Origin of the sequence: Rhodococcus sp. OK611 (genome assembly GCF_003050885.1) — a bacterium.
In the GTDB taxonomy this organism is placed as follows: Bacteria; Actinomycetota; Actinomycetes; order Mycobacteriales; family Mycobacteriaceae; genus Rhodococcus_G; species Rhodococcus_G oryzae.
In genome coordinates, this window is record NZ_QAOZ01000013.1 from 177,578 (window position 1) to 200,208 (window position 22,631).

The 22,631-nt window shown below is 68.1% G+C and carries 23 protein-coding genes and 1 pseudogene; 21 read left to right on the forward strand and 3 right to left on the reverse strand.

The annotated features are described in order from the left end of the window. Positions 1-13 precede the first annotated feature (13 nt). Genes C8K38_RS17930 through C8K38_RS18025 form a run of 20 tightly spaced genes read left to right on the forward strand, consistent with a single transcriptional unit; the run spans position 14 to position 19,444 of the window. A complete protein-coding gene (locus tag C8K38_RS17930) occupies positions 14-601 on the forward strand; it encodes a TetR/AcrR family transcriptional regulator (RefSeq protein WP_097212768.1) in 588 nt (195 codons plus the stop codon). After that, positions 598-1,803: a cytochrome P450 gene (locus C8K38_RS17935; protein ID WP_097212769.1), complete on the forward strand. Its 1,206-nt coding sequence runs from the start codon at positions 598-600 to the stop codon at positions 1,801-1,803. The genes C8K38_RS17930 and C8K38_RS17935 overlap by 4 nt, the downstream gene beginning before the upstream one ends. Beyond that, positions 1,803-2,621 carry an SDR family oxidoreductase gene (locus tag C8K38_RS17940; RefSeq protein ID WP_097212770.1) on the forward strand — a complete coding sequence of 273 codons (819 nt, stop codon included), beginning with the start codon at positions 1,803-1,805 and terminating at the stop codon, positions 2,619-2,621. The genes C8K38_RS17935 and C8K38_RS17940 overlap by 1 nt, the downstream gene beginning before the upstream one ends. Continuing rightward, a complete protein-coding gene (locus C8K38_RS17945; RefSeq protein WP_097212771.1) occupies positions 2,618-3,973 on the forward strand; it encodes a cytochrome P450 in 1,356 nt (451 codons plus the stop codon). Before C8K38_RS17940 ends, C8K38_RS17945 begins: the two co-directional genes overlap by 4 nt. Continuing rightward, the gene (locus tag C8K38_RS17950) at positions 3,970-4,176 is read left to right on the forward strand and encodes a ferredoxin (protein ID WP_097212772.1); all 207 of its coding nucleotides are present in this window, start codon (positions 3,970-3,972) and stop codon (positions 4,174-4,176) included. Before C8K38_RS17945 ends, C8K38_RS17950 begins: the two co-directional genes overlap by 4 nt. Then, complete coding sequence (locus C8K38_RS17955; RefSeq protein WP_097212773.1) at positions 4,176-4,727, forward strand: nuclear transport factor 2 family protein; 552 nt, start codon at positions 4,176-4,178, stop codon at positions 4,725-4,727. Before C8K38_RS17950 ends, C8K38_RS17955 begins: the two co-directional genes overlap by 1 nt. Further along, positions 4,724-5,983 carry a hypothetical protein gene (locus C8K38_RS17960; protein WP_373560270.1) on the forward strand — a complete coding sequence of 420 codons (1,260 nt, stop codon included), beginning with the start codon at positions 4,724-4,726 and terminating at the stop codon, positions 5,981-5,983. The genes C8K38_RS17955 and C8K38_RS17960 overlap by 4 nt, the downstream gene beginning before the upstream one ends. A 24-nt stretch (positions 5,984-6,007) precedes the next feature. Next, positions 6,008-7,666: an acyl-CoA synthetase gene (locus tag C8K38_RS17965; protein WP_097212775.1), complete on the forward strand. Its 1,659-nt coding sequence runs from the start codon at positions 6,008-6,010 to the stop codon at positions 7,664-7,666. A 21-nt stretch (positions 7,667-7,687) separates the two neighbouring features. Beyond that, entirely contained in the window at positions 7,688-8,959 is a 1,272-nt protein-coding gene (locus C8K38_RS17970) for a cytochrome P450 (RefSeq protein ID WP_097212776.1), read from the forward strand. A 56-nt stretch (positions 8,960-9,015) separates the two neighbouring features. Beyond that, the gene (locus C8K38_RS17975) at positions 9,016-9,756 is read left to right on the forward strand and encodes an MlaE family ABC transporter permease (RefSeq protein ID WP_037175188.1); all 741 of its coding nucleotides are present in this window, start codon (positions 9,016-9,018) and stop codon (positions 9,754-9,756) included. Between the two features lie 4 nt (positions 9,757-9,760). Then, positions 9,761-10,612, forward strand: coding sequence for an MlaE family ABC transporter permease (locus C8K38_RS17980; protein WP_097212777.1), 852 nt, complete (start codon positions 9,761-9,763; stop codon positions 10,610-10,612). Positions 10,613-10,620: 8 nt separating this feature from the next. Beyond that, a complete protein-coding gene (locus tag C8K38_RS17985) occupies positions 10,621-11,790 on the forward strand; it encodes an MCE family protein (protein WP_097212778.1) in 1,170 nt (389 codons plus the stop codon). Then, a complete protein-coding gene (locus tag C8K38_RS17990) occupies positions 11,787-12,809 on the forward strand; it encodes an MCE family protein (protein ID WP_097212779.1) in 1,023 nt (340 codons plus the stop codon). Before C8K38_RS17985 ends, C8K38_RS17990 begins: the two co-directional genes overlap by 4 nt. Further along, complete coding sequence (locus C8K38_RS17995; RefSeq protein WP_257017564.1) at positions 12,806-13,828, forward strand: MCE family protein; 1,023 nt, start codon at positions 12,806-12,808, stop codon at positions 13,826-13,828. Before C8K38_RS17990 ends, C8K38_RS17995 begins: the two co-directional genes overlap by 4 nt. Then, the gene (locus C8K38_RS18000) at positions 13,828-15,084 is read left to right on the forward strand and encodes an MCE family protein (protein ID WP_097212780.1); all 1,257 of its coding nucleotides are present in this window, start codon (positions 13,828-13,830) and stop codon (positions 15,082-15,084) included. Before C8K38_RS17995 ends, C8K38_RS18000 begins: the two co-directional genes overlap by 1 nt. Beyond that, positions 15,081-16,187 (forward strand): MCE family protein, encoded by a 1,107-nt coding sequence (locus tag C8K38_RS18005; protein WP_097212781.1) that lies wholly within the window; start codon positions 15,081-15,083, stop codon positions 16,185-16,187. Before C8K38_RS18000 ends, C8K38_RS18005 begins: the two co-directional genes overlap by 4 nt. Next, on the forward strand, positions 16,184-17,509 hold the full coding sequence (locus tag C8K38_RS18010) for an MCE family protein (protein ID WP_097212782.1): 1,326 nt from the start codon (positions 16,184-16,186) through the stop codon (positions 17,507-17,509). The genes C8K38_RS18005 and C8K38_RS18010 overlap by 4 nt, the downstream gene beginning before the upstream one ends. Further along, positions 17,476-18,054 (forward strand): hypothetical protein, encoded by a 579-nt coding sequence (locus tag C8K38_RS18015; protein ID WP_143548488.1) that lies wholly within the window; start codon positions 17,476-17,478, stop codon positions 18,052-18,054. The genes C8K38_RS18010 and C8K38_RS18015 overlap by 34 nt, the downstream gene beginning before the upstream one ends. After that, the gene (locus tag C8K38_RS18020; RefSeq protein ID WP_257017566.1) at positions 18,051-18,539 is read left to right on the forward strand and encodes a hypothetical protein; all 489 of its coding nucleotides are present in this window, start codon (positions 18,051-18,053) and stop codon (positions 18,537-18,539) included. Before C8K38_RS18015 ends, C8K38_RS18020 begins: the two co-directional genes overlap by 4 nt. A gap of 47 nt (positions 18,540-18,586) precedes the next feature. Beyond that, positions 18,587-19,444 carry a hypothetical protein gene (locus tag C8K38_RS18025; protein WP_097212784.1) on the forward strand — a complete coding sequence of 286 codons (858 nt, stop codon included), beginning with the start codon at positions 18,587-18,589 and terminating at the stop codon, positions 19,442-19,444. 11 nt (positions 19,445-19,455) lie between these two features. Here the strand turns inward: C8K38_RS18025 and C8K38_RS18030 are convergent, their stop codons facing one another. Both C8K38_RS18030 and C8K38_RS18035 read right to left on the reverse strand, forming a co-directional pair. Next, a complete protein-coding gene (locus tag C8K38_RS18030) occupies positions 19,456-20,319 on the reverse strand; it encodes an RNA polymerase sigma-70 factor (RefSeq protein ID WP_097212785.1) in 864 nt (287 codons plus the stop codon). Next, positions 20,316-20,888, reverse strand: coding sequence for a carboxymuconolactone decarboxylase family protein (locus tag C8K38_RS18035; protein WP_097212811.1), 573 nt, complete (start codon positions 20,886-20,888; stop codon positions 20,316-20,318). Before C8K38_RS18035 ends, C8K38_RS18030 begins: the two co-directional genes overlap by 4 nt. A 162-nt stretch (positions 20,889-21,050) precedes the next feature. Between C8K38_RS18035 and C8K38_RS27780 the strand changes: the two are divergent. Continuing rightward, positions 21,051-21,467, forward strand: a pseudogene (locus C8K38_RS27780) (Clp protease N-terminal domain-containing protein); the annotation flags it as partial. A 165-nt stretch (positions 21,468-21,632) separates the two neighbouring features. Here the strand turns inward: C8K38_RS27780 and C8K38_RS27785 are convergent. Continuing rightward, positions 21,633-22,235, reverse strand: a complete 603-nt coding sequence (locus tag C8K38_RS27785) for a hypothetical protein (RefSeq protein WP_245222400.1) — start codon at positions 22,233-22,235, stop codon at positions 21,633-21,635. Positions 22,236-22,631: the final 396 nt, after the last annotated feature.

The window sequence follows — 22,631 nt, forward strand, 5'->3', positions numbered from 1 at the left end:
GGAGACCGTAGTAATGTCCAGACACGTGTCCAGTCGTAGTTTCGAGTCGACCCGCAGACGGTTGACCGAGAAGCAGGCCGACACCGTCGAGCGACTGACCGGTGCCGCCGTCGAGGTGCTGCGCGAGCAGGAGTTCGGTGGGCTGACCGTGCGTGCGGTGGCCGCGCGGGCGGGCGTCGGCCCGGCGACCGCGTACACCTACTTTTCATCGAAGGAACATCTCGTCGCCGAGGTCTTCTGGCGACGGCTCGAGGCCTCCGAGGTTCCAGACGGCACCGGCCTGGACCGCACGGAACGGGTGCTGTCGGTGCTGCGTGGGATTGCACTGCTCCTTGCCGACGAGCCGGAGGTGTCCGACGCGGTGACCGGCGCGCTGCTCGGCGCCGATCCGGACGTCGAGCACCTGCGCAGCCGGATCGGATTCGAGATCCACAACCGGCTCGGTCAGGCCCTCGGCCCGGGATACGACCCAGAACTGCTCGAAACCCTCGAACTTCTCTACGCGGGAGCTCTCCTGCGCGCCGGGATGGGATACGGGTCCTACCCGCAACTCGCGCAGCGACTAGAGGCCTCCGCCAGACTGATCCTGGAGCCACGATGACCGAAGCCCTGATCACCCCGGTGGTCTTCAATCCGTACGACTACGACTTCCACGACGATCCGTACCCCACGTACAAGCGACTGCGTGAGGAGTCGCCGATCTATCACAATCCGGACATCGGGTTCTGGGCGCTCTCGCGGCACGGCGACGTCGCCGACGCCTTCAAGGACAATCGCCGGCTCTCGAGTGCCAACGGCGTCTCGCTCGATCCGGCCGCGTACGGACCGCACGCGCACCTGGTGATGTCGTTCCTCGCGATGGACGACCCGAGGCATATGCGGTTGCGGCAGTTGGTCTCTCGCGGGTTCACGCCTCGCCGGGTCGCCGAGCTCGAGGGGCGCATCCTGGAACTGACCGATCAGTACCTGGAGCCTTCGCTGGCGGCGGGCGAGTTCGACTGGATCGCCGAGGTGGCAGGCAGGCTGCCGATGGATGTGATCTCCGAGCTGATGGGGGTGCCGGAGCCGGATCGCGCGGAGCTGCGACGGATGGCGGACCTGGTGGTGCACCGGGAGGACGGGGTCCAGGACGTCCCGCAGGCCGCGGTGGAGTCCTCGATCAGTCTGATGGGTTATTACCGGGACATGATCGCCGAGCGCAGGCGGTCGGCGACCGAGGACCTGACCTCCGCGCTCCTCGAGGCCGAGATCGACGGGGACCGGCTCAGCGACGAGGAGATCCTCGGGTTCATGTTCCTGATGGTGGTGGCGGGCAACGAGACCACCACCAAGCTGCTGGGGAACGCGCTGTACTGGGGTTCACGCCATCCCGGCCAGGTCGCGCCGGTGCTCGCCGACCCGGACCGGGCACCGGACTGGGTGGAGGAGACGCTGCGCTACGACACCTCGAGCCAGATCGTCGCCCGCACCACCGCGATTGATCTCGAGTACTACGGCCAGACCGTGCCCGCCGGGGAGAAGATGCTGCTCCTGATCGGATCCGCGAACCGGGACTCCGACGTGTTCGAGGAGGCCGACGAGTTCCAGATCGGACGGAGCTCGACCAACAAGCTGGCGAGTTTCGGTGGCGGCGTTCACTTCTGCCTCGGCGCCCACCTGGCCAGGCTCGAGGCCAACATCGCGCTCGCCGAGTTCGCCAGGAACGTCTCCGACTTCGAGGTCGACGAGTCCGGGATCGAGCGCGTCCATTCGACGAACGTCAGAGGCTTCGCGGCCCTGCCGGTGAAGGTGCAGGTGCGCTGATGCCACGATTCGAACCGAACCCGGAGCGCAGGCCCGCGGTCATCTCCGGCGCCTCCTCCGGGATCGGCACCGCCACCGCCTATGCGCTCGCCGAGCTCGGCCACCCGGTGGCGCTGGGCGCCAGGCGGGTCGCGGAGTGCGAGGCGATCGCGGAGAAGATCCGGCAGGGCGGGGGCGACGCGTTCGCGCACTTCCTCGACGTCACCGACGCCGCCTCGGTCGACGAGTTCGTCACGGCCGCCGAGGATGCCCTTGGGTCGACGGAGATCGTGCTCTCCGGCGCGGGCGACCTCGAGTTCGGTGCGGCCGACCAGATGGAGCCGGAGCGATTCCTCAAGCAGGTCGAGGTGCACCTGGTCGGTGCGCAACGGCTGGCGCACCGGATCCTGCCCGGCATGCGCGAGCGGCGCCGCGGCGATTTCGTGCTGATCGGATCCGACTGCGCGGACCGTCCGCGGCCGCTGATGGGCGCCTACGACGCGGCCAAGGCCGGACTCGAGGCGATGGGTCGGCAGATGCGAATGGAGCTCGAGGGCACCGGAATCCGCGCCTCCATCGTCAGGCCGGGGCCGACGCTCACCGGGATGGGGATGGATTCCACCCCGGAGGTCATCGGCCCGCTCGCTGAATCCTGGAAGACCTGGGGCTTCGCCAGGCACGGTTACTTCCTGCGCGCCTCCGACATCGCGAACGCCGTTGTCGCGGTGGTGTCGGCGCCGCGTGGCGCGCACCTGGTGCTGGTCGAGGTCCAGCCGGAGGCGCCGCTGAGTGCCCCCGCCACCGAGAACCACTCCGACCCGAAGGAGGCGAAGAGATGAGTCTGCAAGACCCCCAACGCGTGTCCGGCGGTGAGCACGAGCACGGCCACCTCGAGGAACTGCGCACCGATCCGATCGCGTTGATGCGCCGCGTGCGGGAGGAGTGCGGCGACGTCGGGACCTTCCGGCTCGCCGACCGCGAGGTGGTGCTGCTCTCCGGGGCCGAGGCCAACGAGTTCTTCTTCCGCTCGTCGGACGAGGACCTCGACCAACAGGCCGCGTACCCGTTCATGAAGCCGATCTTCGGGGCGGGTGTGGTGTTCGACGCCAGCCCCGAGCGGCGCAAGGAGATGCTGCACAACCAGGCACTGCGCGGTGAGCAGATGAAGGGCCACGCCGCGACGATCGGTGCCGAGGTGGAGGCGATGGTCGCGGGCTGGGGCGACGAGGGGGAGATCGACCTGCTCGACTTCTTCGCGGAGCTGACCATCTACACCTCCTCGGCCTGCCTGATCGGCAAGAAGTTCCGCGACCAGCTCGACGATCGGTTCGCCAAGCTGTACCACGAGCTCGAACAGGGCACGGACGCACTCGCATTCGTCGATCCGTACGCGCCGATCGAGAGCTTCCGGCGCCGCGACGAGGCGCGGCTGGCGTTGGTGGCGCTGGTGCAGGAGATCATGACCGGACGGATCGCGAACCCACCGCGGGGCAAGGACGACCGGGACATGCTCGACGTGCTGGTTTCGATCAAGGACGAGACCGGTGCGGAGCGTTTCAGCGCCGACGAGATCACCGGGATCTTCATCTCGATGATGTTCGCGGGCCACCACACCACCTCCGGCACTGCGGCCTGGAGCCTGATCGAGCTACTCCGGCACCCGGACGCCATGAAACAGGTGGTCGGCGAGCTCGACGAGCTGTACGCGGACGGCGCGGACATCAGCTTTCATGCACTGCGGCAGATCCCGGTGCTGGAGGCGGTGGTCAAGGAGACCCTGCGACTGCACCCGCCGCTGATCATCCTGCTGCGGCTGGCGCGTGATGACTTCGAGGTCGGTGGTTTCCGGATCGAGAAGGGCAACCTGGTCGCGGCGACCCCGGCGATCTCCAACCGGATCCCCGAGGACTTCCCGCGCCCGAACGATTTCGACCCGGGTCGCTACATCGATCCGAACCAGGAGGACATCGTCAACCGGTGGACCTGGATCCCGTTCGGGGCGGGCAGGCACCGCTGCGTCGGGGCCGCCTTCGCGCAGATGCAGCTCAAGGCGATCTTCTCGATCCTTTTGCGGGACTTCGAGTTCGAGATGGCGCAGCCGTCGGACTCGTACCGGAACGACCACAGCAAGATGGTGGTCCAACTCGAGCAACCGTGCCGGGTCCGATATCGCAGGCGGGGAATCCGATGAGGATCGAGGTCGACGCGGACCTGTGCCAGGGGCATGCCGCCTGCGAGATGGAGGCGCCCGAGGTCTTCTCGGTGCCCAAGCATGGGACCGTGCAGATCCTCGACCCCAACCCTCCCGAGTCCCTGCGCGCGAGTGTGGAGAACGCGGTGAAGTTCTGTCCGACCCGCGCGCTGAGAATGACCGAATCCGAAGGAGACCAGTGATGTCCCAGTTCGATCGTGCGGAACTCGACGAGATGGTGGAGCGCTGGATCGAGGCGAACAAGAAGGCCGAGGCAGTGCGGGACTGGACGCCGTTGGCCGAGTTCTACACCGAGGACGCAACCTACGGCTGGAACATCGGCCCGAAGCAGGACATCATGACGGTCGGCCGCGAGGAGATCCGCGACATCGCACTCGGCCTCGAGATGAAAGGGCTCGAGGGGTGGACCTACCCGTACCAGGAGATCGTCGTCGACGAACGCAGCGGTAACGTGATCGGCCTGTGGAAGCAGGTCGCCGATGCGAAGCGGGCCGACGGCAGCAACTACGAGGTCTACGGCATGGGCGGCAGCTGGTTCCGCTACGCCGGCGACTTCCAGTGGTCCTGGCAGCGCGACTTCTTCGACTTCGGCCACGTCTCCGCGCTGTTCATGGAGATGATCAAGGACAACGCGCTGTCGACGGGCATGCAGTCCCGCATCCAGCGGTCCGTCTCCGGTGAGAAGCTCCCCGGCTGGTACCCGATCGGCCAGACTCCGGTCCCGCTGTGGTGAGGACCGAGGCCCAGTCGAGGCGGTCGTTCGACGCGCTCTCCCGGGCGGATCTCGCGACCCTGGTGCCCGAGCTGCTGCTGTGCGGGCAGCTGATCGATCGCTCGGGAATGGCACACCTGATCGTGGAGTTCGGGCGCGAGGGCATGGCGGCCGTCGCGATCGAGGAGTGGCAGGCGTCGAGCCCCTGGTACACGCGCCGGATGCAGAGGGCGCTCGGGTACGAGGGCGACGACGTGGTCACGATCTTCAAGGGACTGCAGCTCGATATCGGGGCACCACCCCAGTTCATGGACTTTCGGTACCGGGTCGACGATCCAGCACACGGCGAGTTCTGGCTCGATCACTGCGGTGCCCTGATGGACGTCGAGCCGCTCGGCGACGAGTACGTGAAGACCATGTGCCACGACATCGAGGACCCGACCTTCGATGCGACCGCGCTGGCCACCAACCCGCACGCACAGGTGCGGCCCATCCACCGCCCGCCGCGCCGACCGGTGGACCGGAAGCCGCACTGCGCGTGGACGGTGGTCATCGATCCGTCGCACGCGCCGCCCCAGATGACTACGCACACCGAGCAGATCGGCCGCACCGCGGCCAACACGGTGGAGCTGAGCCCCATCGACCGCACGGGGGAGGGCGCGCACGACTACTCGGGTCCGTTGCTCTCCGACGTCCGGTTCGCGGACTTCTCGCACTCGGCCCTGGTGCGGATCGCGGAGGAGGTCTGCCTGCAGCACCACCTGCTCGCCCTCGGGTTCCTGCTCGCGGTCCGCAAGCGGGCGGAGGAGGACAAGGCGCTCGAGATCACTCGCAAGCAACTCACCGGGATCGCGGGGGTAGCCGCGCAGCGGATCCGCGATGCGCTCGGGCTGCCGCGTGACCTGGCAGGCCTTGCCGAGGTGCTGTCGGTGCATCCGCTGCTGAGCCCGAAGCAGTACGTGGACAGCGACATCCGGCTCGGGGGCGGGCGGCTGGAGCTGCTGCTCGGTCGCGGTGGCGCGGCGGACGCCGACGGAGGCTGGCCCGCCCTGATCGACGGCGACCACCTCGAGCCGCTGCAGGCGCTGGTGCGTGGGGTCGATCCCCGCTTCACCGTCCGGGTGCTCTCGGAGGACGTCGACGCGCTCCTCGTCGAGGTGGTGACCGAGGACGAACCCGCGCCCGAGTGTGTGGAGGTCGCCATCACCCGGGTCAGTACCGGAGCCGGGTTCGTGTTCGCAGATCGTGGAATCCCCTTGCCGCTCACGGTGATCTGAGCGTCCAACGCTGGAAGGACTCGCATGGCATATACGTTCGCGGACCTGTTCGAGCACGCCGTCGACGCCATGGGCGATCGCGTCGCCGTGATCGCAGGCGACGAGCAGGTGACCTACAGGGAGCTCGACGAGCGCGCGAACCGGCTCGCCCACCACCTGGAGTCCGTCGGGCTGGGCGTGGGAGCGCACGTCGGTATCCAGATGCACAACTCGATCGAGACCATGGTGGCGGTGCTGGCGGCATTCAAGATCCGGGCGGTGCCGCTGACCGTCAACTATCGCTACACGGCCGACGAGCTGGCCTACCTCTACGACGATGCCGACCTGGAGGCGGTGGTCTATCACCGCGGGTTCGGCGAGCGGGTCGCGGAGGTCGCGCCCGCTATGCCCCGGATCCGGCATCTGATCGAGGTGCCGGACGAGCTGGAATCGGCCGCCGTCGACGCCCCGGTGCTCGTTCGGGCCGCGGTCCGGTACGAGGAAGCGCTCGCCGCCGAGTCCCCGGCCCGCGGCTTCGACGAACGCAGCGGCGACGACGTCTACATCCTGTACACCGGCGGCACCACCGGCAGGCCGAAAGGGGTGGTGTGGCGGCAGGAGGACATGTGGCGGGTCCTCGGCGGCGGCCTCGACTTCTTCACCGGGGAACCGATCGCCGACGAGTACCAGCAGTCCCGCACCGGGGCCGCGGGCGAGCAGATCCGGATGCTGATCCTGCCGCCACTGATCCACACCTCGGCGCTGATGCCGACATTCACGGCGTTGCTGGCGGGCAATGCGGTGGTCTACTCCGCGAAATTCGATGCCGAACGCACCTGGGACCTGGTCGCCCGGCACCGGCCGACCGCGATGGTCATCACCGGCGACGCGATGGGTCGGCCGCTGGTGGAGGCCTACCGGAATGTCAAGGCGGACACGTCGAGCCTGGCCGTGGTGGCCTCGGGCGCGGCGCTGTTCTCCGCGTCGGTCAAGGACGCGTTCTTCGAGGCCATCCCCAACCTGATGATCTCGGACTCGGTGGGTTCGTCCGAAACCGGCTTCGGTGGTATCGGGTTCGCCACGAAGGGTTTCGAGCAGCACGGCGGCCCGAAGGTGGGATCGCACCGGCACACCGTGGTGGTCGACGACGAGAATCGGGTGCTCGCACCGGGTTCCGGTGGGGAGGGATGGCTGGCGAAGCTCGGCTATGTCCCCCTCGGCTACTACAACGACCCCGTCAAATCGGCGGAGATCTTCCGGGAGATCAACGGCTGTGCCGATGTGCATCCCGCAGGCTCCACGCAACGTGCCGTGGTGACCGGCGATCGGGCCAGGATCGAGGACGACGGGTCGATCACGCTGCTCGGTCGCGGCAACATGGTGATCAACACAGGCGGCGAGAAGGTGTTCGCCGAGGAGGTCGAGGCGATCGTCAAGGCTCATCCGGACGTGTACGACGCCATCGTGATCGGGGTGCCCGACGAGCGCTGGGGATACCGGGTGGCCGCGGTGCTGTGCCCCCGCGACGGCACGCCCGACTTCGAGAGCCTCGAGAAGCACGCCCGCAGCCACCTCGCCGGATACAAGATCCCGCGATCGTTCTGGATCGCCGCCGAGGTCGAGCGGACGCCGAGCGGCAAGCCGGACTACCGCTGGGCCAAGGGCCATGCCGCCGGCCGCGCGCCCGATCACCGAATCGACTGACCCTCGCCCGAAAGGCCTGCCATGACCGATCAGCACGTCCCGGCGCTCGATCTCCCGAGGGGCTTCGACGTCACCGATCCCAAGCTGTACGGCGACCGCGTGCCGCTCGCCGAGTTCGCACAACTGCGCCGCTGCGCCCCGGTGTGGTGGAACGAGCAGGAACCGGGCACCGGCGGCTTCCACGACGGCGGCTGCTGGGTGGTCTCGCGGCACGCCGACGTGCGCGAGATCTCGCGCCGCCCCGAGCACTTCTCGAACCACGTGAACGGATCGATCCCACGGCATCAGGACGACATCTCCGCCGAGGAGCTGGAGGTGACCAAGCACGTCCTGATCAACAAGGACGCGCCCGAGCACACCCAGCTGCGCAAACTGGTCTCCCGGCTGTTCACCCCGCGTGCCGTCGAGTCGATGCGGGCCGCCCTCGACGAGCGCGCGGACCTCATCGCCCGCACCGCGGTGGCGAACCCGAGCGGGGACTTCGTCTCCGAGGTCGCCAGTGAACTCCCGATGCAGGCGATCTCGGAACTGCTCGGGGTCCCGGAGGACGCCAGGAAACAGCTCTTCGAGTGGTCCAACCAGATGACCGGATATGACGACGAGAACCTCGAGGGCGCCTCGCGGATGGCGTCGGCGCAGATCCTCGGTTACGCCTACCAGCTCGCGGAGGCGCGCCGCACGGAGCCGCTCGAGGACATCATCTCCACGCTGGTGCACGCCGACCTCGACGGGGAGGCCCTGACCCCCGAGCAGTTCGGCTTCTTCGTGATCATGCTCGCGGTTGCAGGCAACGAAACGACCCGAAACGCGACGACGCTCGGCATGATGTCGTTCATGGAGCACCCCGAGCAGTGGGAGCGCTACAAACATGAGCGTCCCCGCACCGCGGCGGACGAGATCATCCGCTGGGCGTCGCCGCTGACCTCACTGCAGCGAACGGCACTGGTGGACACGGAAATCGGTGGAACCGCCATCAAGGCGGGACAGCGAGTGGTACTGCTGTACGGGTCAGCGAATTTCGACGAGGACGTGTTCGACAACCCACGCACCTTCGACATCACCAGGGATCCGAACCCGCACCTCGCCTTCGGGGGGACCGGGCCGCACTACTGCATCGGGGCCAACTTGGCCCGAATGGAACTGGATTTGATCTTCAACAAGATCGCAGACCACATGCCCGACATCTCGAAGCTCGGTGATCCCCGCCGCCTGCAGTCCGGATGGATCAACGGGGTCACGAGCTTCGAGGTCGATTACGGAACCCGCGCGTCTGGGTGTCCCGTAGCGCACTGACAGGGCGTGCACACGACGAGGGAGAGCTCGTGGCGAGTACGACGCTGAAGGGGCCGATGCGCGAGCTCGGCCACTTCTACCGGATGGGGGCGGATGTCGCGGTCGGGTTGGTGCGCACCCGTTTCCAGCTCCAGGAGTTCCTGGAACAGAGCTGGATGATCGCACGGGTGTCGATCGTGCCGACGGTGCTGGTCGCGGTGCCGTTCACCGTGCTGGTCAGCTTCACACTCAACATCCTGCTCCGTGAGATCGGGGCGGCCGACCTCAGCGGGGCGGGCGCCGCCCTCGGTGCGGTCACCCAGGTGGGCCCGGTGGTGACCGTGTTGATCGTCGCGGGTGCCGGGGCCACCGCGATATGCGCCGACCTCGGCTCCCGCACCATCCGCGAGGAGATCGATGCGATGGAGGTGCTCGGCATCGATCCGGTGACCCGGCTGGTGATCCCGCGGGTGGTGGCGTCGACAGTGGTCGCGCTGCTGCTCAACGGGTTGGTCTGCGTGATCGGCATTGCGGGCGGGTTCGTGTTCTCGGTGTTCCTGCAGGGCGTCAACCCTGGCGCGTTCGCGGACGGCATCACGCTGCTGACCGGTCTGCCGGAGGTGGCGATCTCGATGGTGAAGGCGGCGCTGTTCGGCCTGCTCGCGGGGCTGGTCGCCTGCTATCGGGGGCTGACGGTGCGCGGTGGGCCCAAGGGCGTGGGGGAGGCGGTCAACGAGACCGTGGTGTACGCCTTCATGGCGCTGTTCGTGGTCAACACCATCGTCACCGCGGTGGGCATCCGGCTGACGGCGGGCTGACGCGATGGCATTGGCGACGACCGGCAAGTTCGGCCGTACCCGCAACCGTGCGGCAGGCCTGTCCCGAACCGTCGACGACATCGGCCGCCAGGCGGTCTTCTTTGTCCGCGCGCTCGCGCACGTGCCGTGGGCGCTGCGTAAACACCCCAAGGAGGTGCTCCGGCTGATCGCCGAGATCAGTATGGGCACAGGCGCATTGGCCCTGATCGGCGGGACCGTGGCCGTCGTCGGATTTCTCACCCTTGCCTCCGGTGGCACGATCGCAATCCAGGGTTTCAGCTCGCTGGGCAACATCGGGGTCGAGGCGCTGACCGGGTTCTTCTCCGCCTTCATCAATGTGCGGATCGCGGCGCCGGTGATCGCGGGCATCGGGCTGTCCGCCACCATCGGCGCCGGTTCGACGGCGCAGCTCGGTGCGATGCGGATCAGCGAGGAGATCGACGCGCTCGAATCGATGGCGATCAGCTCCGTTCCGTACGTCGTCAGTACCCGGGTGGTGGCGGGCATGATCTCGATCCTGCCGCTCTACTCGCTGGCGCTGGTCGCCTCGTTCCTGGCGGGCCGGTTCACCACCGTGGTGCTGTTCGGCCAGTCGTCCGGGCTCTACGACCACTACTTCTCGACCTTCCTCGACCCGATCGATGTCATGTGGTCGTTCGTGCAGGTCCTCGTGATGGCGATGCTGGTCATGCTGATCCACACCTACTACGGCTACAACGCGACGGGTGGGCCCTCAGGGGTCGGCACCGCGGTCGGTCGCGCGGTCCGGTTGTCACTGATCTGTGTGGTCGCGGTGACCCTGCTCGTCTCGCTCGCCATCTACGGCGGGTCCGGCAACTTCAACCTGTCGGGTTAGGGGGGAAGATGCGCACGAACGGGTACAAGCTGGCCGCACTCGCGCTGGTCGCCGCGATCGGCGGCGTCGTCGCACTGGCCGTGGCGATGTTCGATCAGTCCTTCTCCGACCGGGTTCCGGTGACCGTGGTCGCGCAGCGCGCGGGCCTGGTGATGGATCCGGGCGCCAGGGTGAAGATGGCGGGCGTCACCGTAGGCACCGTCGATTCGATCATCCAGTCCGGCGAGTCCACCGCGCTCCTGTCACTGCTGATCGATCCCGATGCGCTCGATGCGATCCCGGCGAACGTCGACGTGCAGGTCACGTCGAACACGGCATTCGGAGCCAAGTTCGTGAGCATGTCCGCGCCCGAGCAGCCCAGTGCCGAGCGGCTCGCCGCGGGTTCGACCATCGACGCCTCACACGTGACGGTGGAGATGAACACGGTCTTCGAGAACCTGACCGAGGTGTTGCGCACCGTCCAGCCCGAGAAGCTGGACGCCACGCTTGCCGCCCTCTCGAGCGCGCTGCAGGGCCGTGGTGACCGGCTCGGTGTCGCACTCGGACAGGCGGACTCGTCGCTGGTGGAGTTCGGGGCGGCCCACGGCGCGCTCGACCAGGTGCTGACCGAGCTGCCGCCCGTGTCCGACACCTATGCCGCGGTGGCCCCGGATCTGATGCGTTCGCTCGGCGCGCTGACCACCACCGGGAACACCGTGGTGGACCGACAGGCGGACCTGGACCTGTTGCTGCTCGAGGTGACCGGGCTCGCGAACACGGGGGACGAGGTGCTGACGCAGAACAGCAACGCGGCCGTCGACGTGGTCTCGCTGCTGCGCCCCACCGCGGTGCTCCTCGAGGAGTACTCGCCGGTGATCCCCTGCATGTTCACCGGACTGCAGGAGAGCAAGAAGATCGGCGACGGTGCGTACAACGGCCAGCCGGGGATCAAGATGTCGATCGGCCTGATCGCGGGCACCGAGCCCTACCACTATCCCGACGACCTGCCCAAGGTCGCGGCGACCGGCGGCCCGCACTGTATGGGACTGCCACTGCGTGACCCGAACGTCAACGCACCCTTCCTGGTCACCGATATCGGGGTGAATCCCTTTGCCCCCGAGCGTCAGCCGAATGGCGGCCTGCCGAGCGGTGCGACAGCGAACCTGATGACCTACCTGTTCGGAACGGCGGTCCGATGAAAGTGCGCGGGTACACCGTCAAGTTCGGGATCTTCGTCCTGGTGATGCTGCTGGTGAACGCGGGACTGATCCTCGTGTTCGGCCAGTTGCGTAGCGGCGGCGCGAACTCGTACGGCGCCGAGTTCACCAGCGTGTCCGGCCTCAAGCCCGGCGACAAGGTACGGATCGCGGGGGTGCCGGTCGGCGCGGTCAGCGCCGTCGAGCTCGGCGAGAACCGGCGGGCACAGGTGGAGTTCACCGTCGACGCAGGCAACACGGTGACCGTCGAGACCAGAGCGGCGGTGCGGTACCAGGACCTGGTGGGCAACCGGTACCTCGAGCTGCTCGACAGCCCGGGCACCGCCGAGCCGCTCGTCGAGGACGCGACCATCCCGGTCGAACGCACCGCGCCCGCACTGGATCTCGACGCGCTGCTCGGCGGCTTCAAGCCCCTGTTCCAGGCACTGGACCCGGAGCAGGTGAACGCGCTGTCGATGTCGTTGCTGGAGGTGTTCCAGGGGCAGTCGGGGACCGTTTCATCGGTGCTCGCGCACACGGGCTCGCTCACCAACACCCTGGCGGACCGCGACGAGCTGATCGGCCGCGTGATCGACAATCTCGACGGGGTGCTGAGCGAACTACGCTCTCGCGGTGGGCAGTTCAGTGGCACCCTGGACCACCTGCAGCAGCTGGTCAGCGGTCTCGACGCGGACCGCCAACTGATCGGCGACGCCGTGACGAGCGTGAACACCGCCACCGGAACCTTCGCCGACCTGCTGACCGACACCCGGCCGAACATCGCGGGCACCCTGACCGAGCTGAACACGAGCCTGGATCCACTGATCGAGCAGCAGGGCGAGCTGAACCGGATCGTGGAATCGATGCCCGCGAACTACCGACAGCTCATCCGGATCGGCGCCTACGGCTCCTTCTTCAACTTCTACCTGTGCGGGATCGCGATGAAGGTCGACGGTGCCGACGGCAGGCCGATCACGGTCGACCTGGTCGACCAGAAGACCGGGAGGTGTGCGCCGCGATGAGGAACATGGTGGAGAGCCACGCGGTGCGGGTCGGGGTGATCGGCCTCGCCGTCACCGCGGCGGTGGTGCTGACCGCGCTGCAGTATCAGGACCTTCAGTTCCTGAAGTCCGGGGTGGGGTACAGCGCGGTGTTCGACGATGCCAGCGGGCTGGCCGTCGGCGACGAGGTCAACGCCGCGGGAGTGAAGATCGGCACCGTCGAGGAGATCGGTGTCGAGGGCGGGCGAGCCGTGGTGAGCTTCACCCTCGACGGATCGATCGGTTTGGGGGAGAGCACCGCCGCCGCCATCACCACCATGTCGCTGCTCGGCAAGCGGGCGGTCACCCTCGACCTGGCGGACGACGGACGGATGCCGGTGGGCGGGCAGATATCCCTCGAACGCACCCGGTCGGCGTACTCCTTGCCGGATGTCCTGGGGGACCTGACCACGACCGTGGAGGACATCGACCTCGACCAGTTGTCGGCCTCACTGGACGAGGTGGGGAAGGTGATGGCGGACAGCGCCCCGAACCTGCGGCCCGCCCTCGACGGAGTCAGCCGGATCTCCACCAGCCTCAGCAGCCGCGACGAGACCCTGAGGGCGCTGCTCGCCGACGCGAACAACGTGGCCGGCCTGCTCGCCGAGCGTGGTCCGCAGGTGAATTCCCTGCTCGTGGACGGCAATGCGCTGCTAGGAGAGCTCGTCAGTCGCCAGGGCGCCCTGTCCGAGGTGATCACGAACGTCTCCGCGGTCTCGACAGAGTTGAGCGGGCTGGTACACGACAACGAGGCGCAGTTGAGCCCGGTCCTCGACGAGCTCAACACCGTGGTGGGGATCCTGCAGAAGAACCGGGACAACCTGGCGCAGGGCATCGACGGGTTGGGCACCTATGTCGGCACCCTCGGCGACACCGTGGCCAGCGGCCCGTTCTACTACGCGTACATCCAGAACCTGTTGCCCGCCCAGTACAACCAGCCGCTGATCAATGCGATGTTCGGGCTGGCGCCCGCGCCGCTGCCGATTCCGGAGGTCCGCTGATGATCACCTGGCGCAGGATGGCCGTTGGCGGGGTGGGCCTCGCACTGGCCGCCGCGGTCGTGGTGTCCGGTTACCTTGCGGTGGACCACTTCCGGCACTACCGGGTGACGGCCTATTTCACCTCCGTCACCGGCCTGTATGTCGGAGACGACGTGCGCGTGGTCGGGGTCGACGTCGGCAAGGTGACCGGCATCGACCCGGATGGCGACCGGGTGCGGGTACGACTCGAACTGGATCGCTCGGTGCCCGTGGCGGCGGACGCGAAGGCGGTGATCGTGGCGCAGTCCCTCGTCTCCGCGCGCTTCGTCCAGCTGACCCCTGCGGTGACGGAGGAGTCGACACCGGCCCTGGCCGATGGCGCCGAGATCGGACTCGAGCGCACCGCGGTCCCGGTCGAGTGGGACCGGGTCAAGCAGGAACTGGGCCGGGCGGCGGAGGCGTTGGGGCCGAATGGGGACGACCCCGGGCCCGCGGCGAACCTGCTCGAGGGGGCGGGAACCGCGTTGCAGGGCAACGGCGCCGCGCTGGGGGAGTCCGTTGTGGAGCTGTCGCGGGCGATGAGCACCCTTGCAGGCAGCGGCGGCGATCTTTTCGGCACGATCCGCGGTTTGCAGGCGTTCACCACCGCGCTGGCCGCCAGCAACGAGCAGATCGTGCAGTTCCAGGGCCGCCTCGCGACCGTGACAGGGGTACTGGCCGACAGCCGAACGCAATTGGCGCCCGCGCTGGCACAGCTGGACACCGCGATCGCCGACGTGCAGCGTTTCGTCGCGCAGAACCGGGCCGGGCTGACCGAGCAGGTGCGCACCCTCGCGGACGTGTCGCAGGTGCTGGTCGACAAGAAGGACGGACTCGAGAAGGTGCTGCACCTGGGGCCGACCGCACTGTCGAACTACTACAACGTCTACCGGCCCGCGCAGGGCGCGATGGTCGGGGTGCCCGCCTTCCAGAACATCGGCAACCCGATCGACCTGATCTGCGGTGGCATCGCCGGCCTCGCGAACGAGACCTCAGAAAAGGGCGCGGAACTGTGCGCCCAGTATCTCGGTCCGCTGCTGAACACCGTCAGGGCCAACTACCCGGATCTGAGCATCAATCCAACGCGGGCGCTCGGCGCCACCCCGGACCAGTTGGTGTACAGCGAACCGCAGCTGAAGCCGGCGGCGGCCACGTCGATGCCTGCACTGACCATGCCGACGGTTCCGGTACCGCCGAACCTGGCCGATCTGATGACACCAGGGAGGTCGACCCGATGACGAAGCGCGCGTGGGGGATCGGCGGCGCGGTGGTGGCCGCCGCGACGCTGCTGTCGGGCTGCCAGTGGAGCGGGCTGAACTCGGTGGCCCTGCCCGGCGCGGCCGGCCGGGGCGAGGGGAGCTACACCGTGGTGATCGAGATGCCCGACGTCACCACGATCAGCCCGAACTCGCCGGTGCTCGTCGATGACGTCACGGTCGGCAGCATCAGCTCCATCGAGACGCAGAACTGGCATGCGAGAGTGACCGTGTCGCTGGAGGACTCGGTGCAGCTCCCGGCCAACGCGACCGCGAAGATAGGCCAGACCAGCCTGCTCGGCTCCAAGCACATCGCGCTGGCGCCGCCGACCGATGTTGCGCCGGAGGGCAGGCTCGACGACGGGTCCGTGATCCCGCTGGCCTCGGCGGGGGTGTACCCGACCACGGAGGAGGCGCTGACCGCGCTGTCCGTCGTCCTCAACGGCGGCGGGCTCGCGCAGGTGCAGACCATCACCACCGAACTGAACAAGGCGCTCGACGGCAGGCAGGACGCGGTGCGGGACCTGCTGCCGCAGCTGGACTCGCTCACCGAGATCCTGGACCGGCAGCGGGATGCGATGGTGACCACGATGGCGAACCTCGACCTGTTCGCGGGCGAGATCAGCTCTCAGCGAGACGTTCTCGGTCGGGCCATCGAAACCCTGGACCCGGCGATGGGGGTGCTGGCCGCGCAGCGCGCCGACCTGACGGCGGCCCTGGACGCGGTCGGGAGATTCGGCGACGTGGGGACCGACCTCGTGAACAGGAGCCGTGAGGATCTCAAGGCCGATCTCGCGGCACTCGAGCCGACCCTGGCCAAGGTCGTCGAGGCGGGGCCGGACCTCATCAACAACCTGGGCAACCTCAGCACCTTCCCGTTCCCGCAGACGGCGATCGACCAGGGCATGCGCGGCGACTACACGAATCTGTGGGCGCTGATGGACCTGACCTCCGATCGCTTGCGGACCGGCCTCGGCTTCGGCACGCCGTTCGGTCCGCCGCCGTCCGTGTCCGGCGGCAAGCCCACCAACCCGATGACCGCGCCGCTCACGGCCGCGGCAGGCCAGGAGGGGAGCGGTCGATGATCCTGACGCGAATGGTCCGCACGCAGTTGACGATCTTCGCGGTCATCGCGGTGATCGGCATGACCGCGGCGGCGGTCTCCTACCTGAGGGTCCCGACCGCGCTCGGGATCGGCCGCTACACGGTGACCGTGGAACTGCCGAATGCCGGTGGCCTGTACCGCAACGCGAACGTCACCTATCGCGGTGACACCGTCGGTCGGGTGCGGGAGGTGCGACTCGACCCGGACAGTGTGCGCGCCGAGCTGACGCTGGAGAGCGCGGTGCCGGTGCCGAGCAGCGATCTCACGGTCGCGGTGCGCAGCGTGTCCGCGATCGGTGAGCAGTACGTGGATCTGCAGCCGACCGGCACCGAGGGGCCGTTCCTCGCCGACGGCGACGTCATCGCGGCCGAGCAGGTGACGGTGCCGCAGGAGATCGGCCCCGTTCTCGACCAGGCGAAGGCGATGCTGGAATCGGTTCCGCAGGACAAGTTGCGCGCGGTGATCGACGAATCCGCGGCCGCCTTCGCGGGCCGGGCTCCGGACCTCGCGCGGCTACTGGACTCGACCACCTCGTTCATCGACCAGGCGTCGGAGGCGACCACTCCCGCGACCACCCTGGTGCAGCAACTCGCCCCGCTACTCGAGACCCAGGTGGTGACCGGCGATCAGATCCGGCAGTGGACCACGAATGTGGCGCACCTGAGCGGCCAGTTGGCGACCGCAGACGGGTCGGTGCGCGGCATCCTCGACAAGGGCCCGGGGTTCGCCGACGAGGCCGACACGCTGTTCCAGGACCTGCGTCCGACCCTGCCCCTGCTGCTGGCGAATCTGACCAGCACCGAGCAGGTCGCGGTCACGTACAACGCGTCCCTCGAACAGGTCCTGGTGATCCTCCCGCCGCTCATCGCGGCCCAGGAGACGGTGGTGCAGCGCGGCCAGGCCGACGGCGCCGCCAACGTCAACTTCCACCTGGAGGCCCAGGACCCGGCCGCCTGCTCGACCGGATACCTGCCCGCCTCGGAGCGTCGTGATCCCAATCAGACGACCGTCCCCGACACACCCCCGGACTTGTACTGCAAGGTGCCGCAGGACTCGATCTTCGCGGTGCGCGGATCCCGGAACATCCCGTGTACGGAGGTGCCGGGCAAGCGGGCGCCGAACCCCCAGATCTGCCGCAGCCCCGAACCGTTCGTCCCGAGCGGTACAAATGCGCCGGACGAGCTGTACACGGGCCCAGCGGGAACCCGACACACCGACCTCGCCCCCGCGGCGGCGCCCGCGTCAGCCCCCGCGGAAGGGACACCGGGATGGCAGCAGCTGCTGACGGGACCGCGGCCGTGACCGCGGTCGACACGGAGGTCCCCGACGTGCCGGTGGCGGAGGACGGTACCCGATGGTCGTCGGGACGACGTCGAATCCTGTTGTCCGCGTTGGCCGGCGCCGCAGCGATCGCGGTGCTGGCGTGCGCCGTCGTCGCGACCACCACCTATCTGGCCGATCGCTCGCGCGAGTCGCATCGCGAGGCGCTGGTCGAGGCCGCAGGCGACGGGGTGCTGGCCCTGATCGACGTGCACACCGACACCGCGGAGGACGACATGGCGCAGCTGCGGGAGTGGAGCACCGGTGCGTTCGCACAGGAGCTCGGGGACAGCTCCGTCGGACTCGCGGCGTCGATCCGGGACGCGGCGGTGAACTCGGACGGGCGGATCGACTCGGCCGCGCTGGTGAGCGAGTCGGGAGAATCGGGCGTGGTGATCGTGGCGGCATCGTCACAGGTCGGCAATGTCGACAGTCCGACCGCGACACCGCGCAGCTATCGGCTGCGGGTGACGATCGACGAGGTCGACGGCCGGCTCCTGATGTCGGGTGTGGAGTTCGTGCCGTGAGCGGGCGGACGCGGCGGGTCGCGGCAGGCGGGGCCGTTCTGGTGCTCCTCGCAACGCTGCTCGTGACGGCGGCGCTGGTGTGGACCAACCGGACGGAGGCGCAGCGGGAGTCGGCCCGCGGCGAGGCGCTGGCCGCGGCACCGGAGCGAATCGAGGCGCTGCTGAGCTACGACGCCGCGACGGTGGATGCCGATCTCGACGAGGCGGCGCGAGGCGCCACCGGGACGTTCGCAGAGGGGTTCCGTGACTTCGCGGCGAACACCGTCGCCCCCAAGTCGAAGAGCGAGGGGATCAGCACCAGGGCGCGGATCGCGGAGACCGGCTATCTCAGCGGTGCCGCCGATCAAGCGCGACTGCTCGCCTTCGTCGACCAGATCACCACCAGCACGCTGTCGCCCGCGCCGACCTCGACGTCGAGTCGGGTGATCGTGACGATGGAGCGCGTCGGCGACGAGTGGTTGATCGCCGAGATGACCCCGATCTGATCGGTGGGTCGACCGCGCCGCGGCGGCGACGGTGACAGGATCGAGGGGTGGATCTTGACGATGTCGCCGACGAGCTCTACGCCCTCGACCCCGGCGAGTTTGTCGAGAAGAGGACGGCTCGCGCCGCCGAGGCCCGCGAGGGCGGGGATCGGGCGCTCGCGGGCGCGATCACCGCTTTGCGGAGGCCGACGACGGTCGGATGGGTGGTCAATCTCCTGGCCCGCGAGTCGCCGGACGAGGTCGCGGCGCTGCTCCGGCTGGGCGAGGAGCTGCGCGACGCCCAGCGGCAGCTGTCCGGCGAAGACCTGAGGCAGCTGTCCTCGCAGCGGCAGCAGGTCGTCCGCGCGCTCGCCCGGCGGGCGGGTCGGCTCGCGGCTGAGCACGGGCGGAAGGTCGGCGAGGGTTCGCTGCGGGAGGTCGGGCAGACCCTGCATGCGGCGCTCGCGGATCCAGAGGTGGCGGACCGGGTCCGTGCGGGCCGCGTGGTCACCGCGGCCAGCTACAGCGGGTTCGGGCCGGCGGGGCTGAGCGTGGTCGCCGAGCAGGAATCTGCCGCGACGAAGCCGGAGCCGGGGCCCGAGACAACGGAGCCTGCGGCGGCCGCCCCGGACCTGCTGGGAGGCGCCCGAACCGAACTCGCCGAGGCCACCGCTGACCTGGAGCAGGCGACCGCGGCCGCCGAGGGCGCACGGGTGGAACTCGAACGTGCGTCGGAGGTTACGGCGGAGATCGACGTCCGGATCGCCGCGCTCAGGGGCGAACTCGAGCGGGCCGAACAGGAGCGGCAGTTCGCGCGCAGCGCCGAGACCGCGGCGGCCCAAGCAGCGGAGCGGAGCGAGAGCGACCTCCTCGGCGCCCGTCGGCGTCTCGAGGAGGCCGAGCGGCGACTCGGCGAGCTCGGTTAGGTGAGCGATCCTCAGCGCCGCAGATCCGCTACCAGGTCCAGCCGCCCCAGCTTGTGCGGGTTGCGGATCGCGTAGATCCGCGTGATCCGGCCGTCCTCGACCACCACACTCACCGCGGTGGCCTCGCCACCGACATCGATCCGAATTCCCGGCAGGCCGTTGAAGAACGTCGACGTGGTCACGAAATCCGGGATCTTTGCCGCGCGGGACAGGAAGGCCGCCACCCGTTCGACCCCGACGATGGGCTTGCGCGCAGCCGCCGCGATGCCGCCGCCGTCGGCGATCACCACCACGTCCGGGGCGATCACCTCCATCAGGCCCTGGACGTCACCGGTGGAGAGGGCGGCCATCAGCTTCTCGACGGCCGCCTGCTGTTGGGCTCGGTCCACCTGCATCCGTGGCCGCCGCGCGGCGACGTGCTCGCGGGCACGGTGCGCGATCTGCCGGACCGCGGCCGGGTTCTTGCCCATCACCTCGGCGATCTCCTGGTACGGCGTCTCGAACACCTCGTGCAACACGAACACCGCCCGCTCGGCCGGACCGAGGGTCTCCAGCACGGTGAGCATCGCGATCGAGACGCTCTCGGCGAGCTCGACGTCCTCGGCCACATCGGGACTGGTCAGTAGCGGCTCGGGCAGCCATTCCCCGACGTAGTCCTCCCGGCGGCGGGACAGCGACCGGAGCCGGTTCAGCGCCTGCCGGGTGACGATCCGGACCAGATAGGCCCGCGGGTCGTGCACCTTGGCCCGGTCGACCTCGGCCCAGCGCAGCCAGGTCTCCTGGACGACATCCTCGGCGTCGGCGGCGGAGCCGAGCATCTCGTAGGCGACGGTGAAGAGCAGGCTGCGGTGGGTGACGAACGGGTCGTCGGTCATGACTTCGAGCGTACGGCGAGCGGCTTGAGGCCACAGGCCGCCGAGAACCCCTGCGAGGTGATGCCCATTGCGGTGTTGCTCCGGGTGTAGAGGTTCGCGAGCGCGATGAACGCGGTCAGCTCCAACAGCGCCGGTGCGCCGAGCTGCTCGAGCAGCCGTGCGGACATCTCGTCGGTCACCGTGGGCGGGGTCTGGGTCATCGCCTCGGCGTACTCCATGACCTCCCGCTCCAACGGCGTGAACACGTCCGACTCGCGCCAGCGTGGCACCTCGCGTGCCTTGGTCAGATCGAGCCCGTCGTTGTTGGCTTGGAAGTAGCCGAGGTCCAGGCAGAAGCTACAGCCGACCATGCTGGCCACCGCCATGTGGGCGAAGGTCTTCAGGTTTTCGTCGCACTGATCCCACTTCTGCGCCTTGCGTCCGATGGTGAAACTGAAATTCAGCACCTTGCGGTTGTGCCATGCCACCTCGGCCGGCTCGGGTACCTCGCCGAACATTTTGCGGGACATCCGCTTGACGATCGCGCCGTAGACGCCGGTCAGCTCGGCCCGCGGGATCCTGGTGGTCATCATTCCTCCTCCGGTTATGTGCTCTCGGCATGAAGACACCGGCGAAGGATCGAATGTGACACCTGGGTGGGGCCGCCTAAGAGAACGCTGTGTCGAGTCAGGAGCGGAGCCGTCCTGACCGGACAGGATCGGCAGATACTGAGGGTTGGTGGGCACCACACGGTGGAGAGTCCGATAGGAGCAGCCTGTGTTCGAGAAATTCACCGATCATGTTTGGCATCCGAAGCAGCGCAGGCACGCAACCGCGACTACCTGGGCACCGAGCACCTCTTGGTCGGCCTTCTCCGTGAGGGCGACGGTGTGGCGGCGAAGACGCTGGAGTCGTTGGGCCTGTCGGTCGAAGCCGTTGACAGCCGGATCAGCTGTTCCGAACAGCCCCAGGCTGGCCGATCAGGACAGATTCCGTTTACGCCCCGAGCGAAGATCGTGCTCGAACAGAGCACACGCGAGACTGCACTGCTCGGTCACGACCACATCGGAACCGAACACCTCCTGCTCGCTCTCATCGACAGCCGCGAGTCCACCGGTGCCCGGCTACTCGGTGAGGTCGCACCCGTGGACATCGCCGAGGTGCGTCAACAAATCCTCAGACAGGTCGCGGAGTATCTGCTGCATCAGGCAACGTTCGCCTTGTTCACGACCTCGCGGACGTGTACTCGTTCTGCCACCCGCACGGCCTGGCAACACCGCGCCGCGTGGACCAGCATCCGGAACGGCACGCGACGTCCCCGCCGTGGGCACCGTTCAGGCCAGTTCCTCCGACACGGCATCGGTGGCCTGGCCCCGCACGTTCGTGGCGGATATCAACACAGCGTCGAAGGCGGCGTGCCGGGCGACCTCGAACGGGATACGACGACCGTCGACGAGCGTGACCAGGTCGGGATCGTCAGCGTCCGTAATGGAGTGCCGTTCATCCCCCCAGTCGATGTTGTAGCCGACCCAGACCACCAGCTCGAATGTGTTCTCGCCTTCAGCATCGACATACACCTGATTGGCACAGCGAGTGCGCAGTCTGGCTTCGTCCCAGCTGTCACAAAACATCGCGTCATGGCCATGCGCCGCACCGTCGAACAGCAGAATCTGCTGTCCAGACTCGGTGACCGCGTACACCAGCGCGGGCAAGTCGTCACCGACGATTAGCCCTTCGGACCGCTCCCCGTAGTAGCGCAACTGAAATCGAGTCTGGCCGCCCTGGGATCGCAGCCGTGCCGCCCAGCCGACCTCCAACAACTCTGCCCAGAAATTCTCGGATACGTTGCAGGGACGGTCAGCCGGCTCGGTCAGACCGACCAGATGAGGCGGCCCAGGACGAGTCGTCCTTCCGGACACGGACATGCCATTCGTCATGTGCTCAATCATCGGGTATCGATCCACACAGCCAATGGTCACAGCAGGGCGAACATTGCCTGATGTGGCACTAGCTTCTCTGCTTGGGCCGTGATGCGATCCACGGAATCGAACGGGCACCAGCCATTCTTCGAGTCGTCGCGCATGGGCCGCTAGAGACTTTTGGCGATTTGCTGTTTGAGGCAGCGTCAACCTCGCGGGACGTTTGCCTTCGGTCGTGTTGCGTTGGCGATGGAGGTATCCGCCGGTGCTGGGTGTGCATGGTTGGCACCCAAAATTTCTGTCGGCGGCCGCGCGTAGGCTCGTACACATGTTCGATACCGGGGGGTTTCGGGGTGGCGCCGCAGGTGAGGGCGCCCGCGGCGTCGAGCGCCCGGTGGATTTCGAGGACGGTGC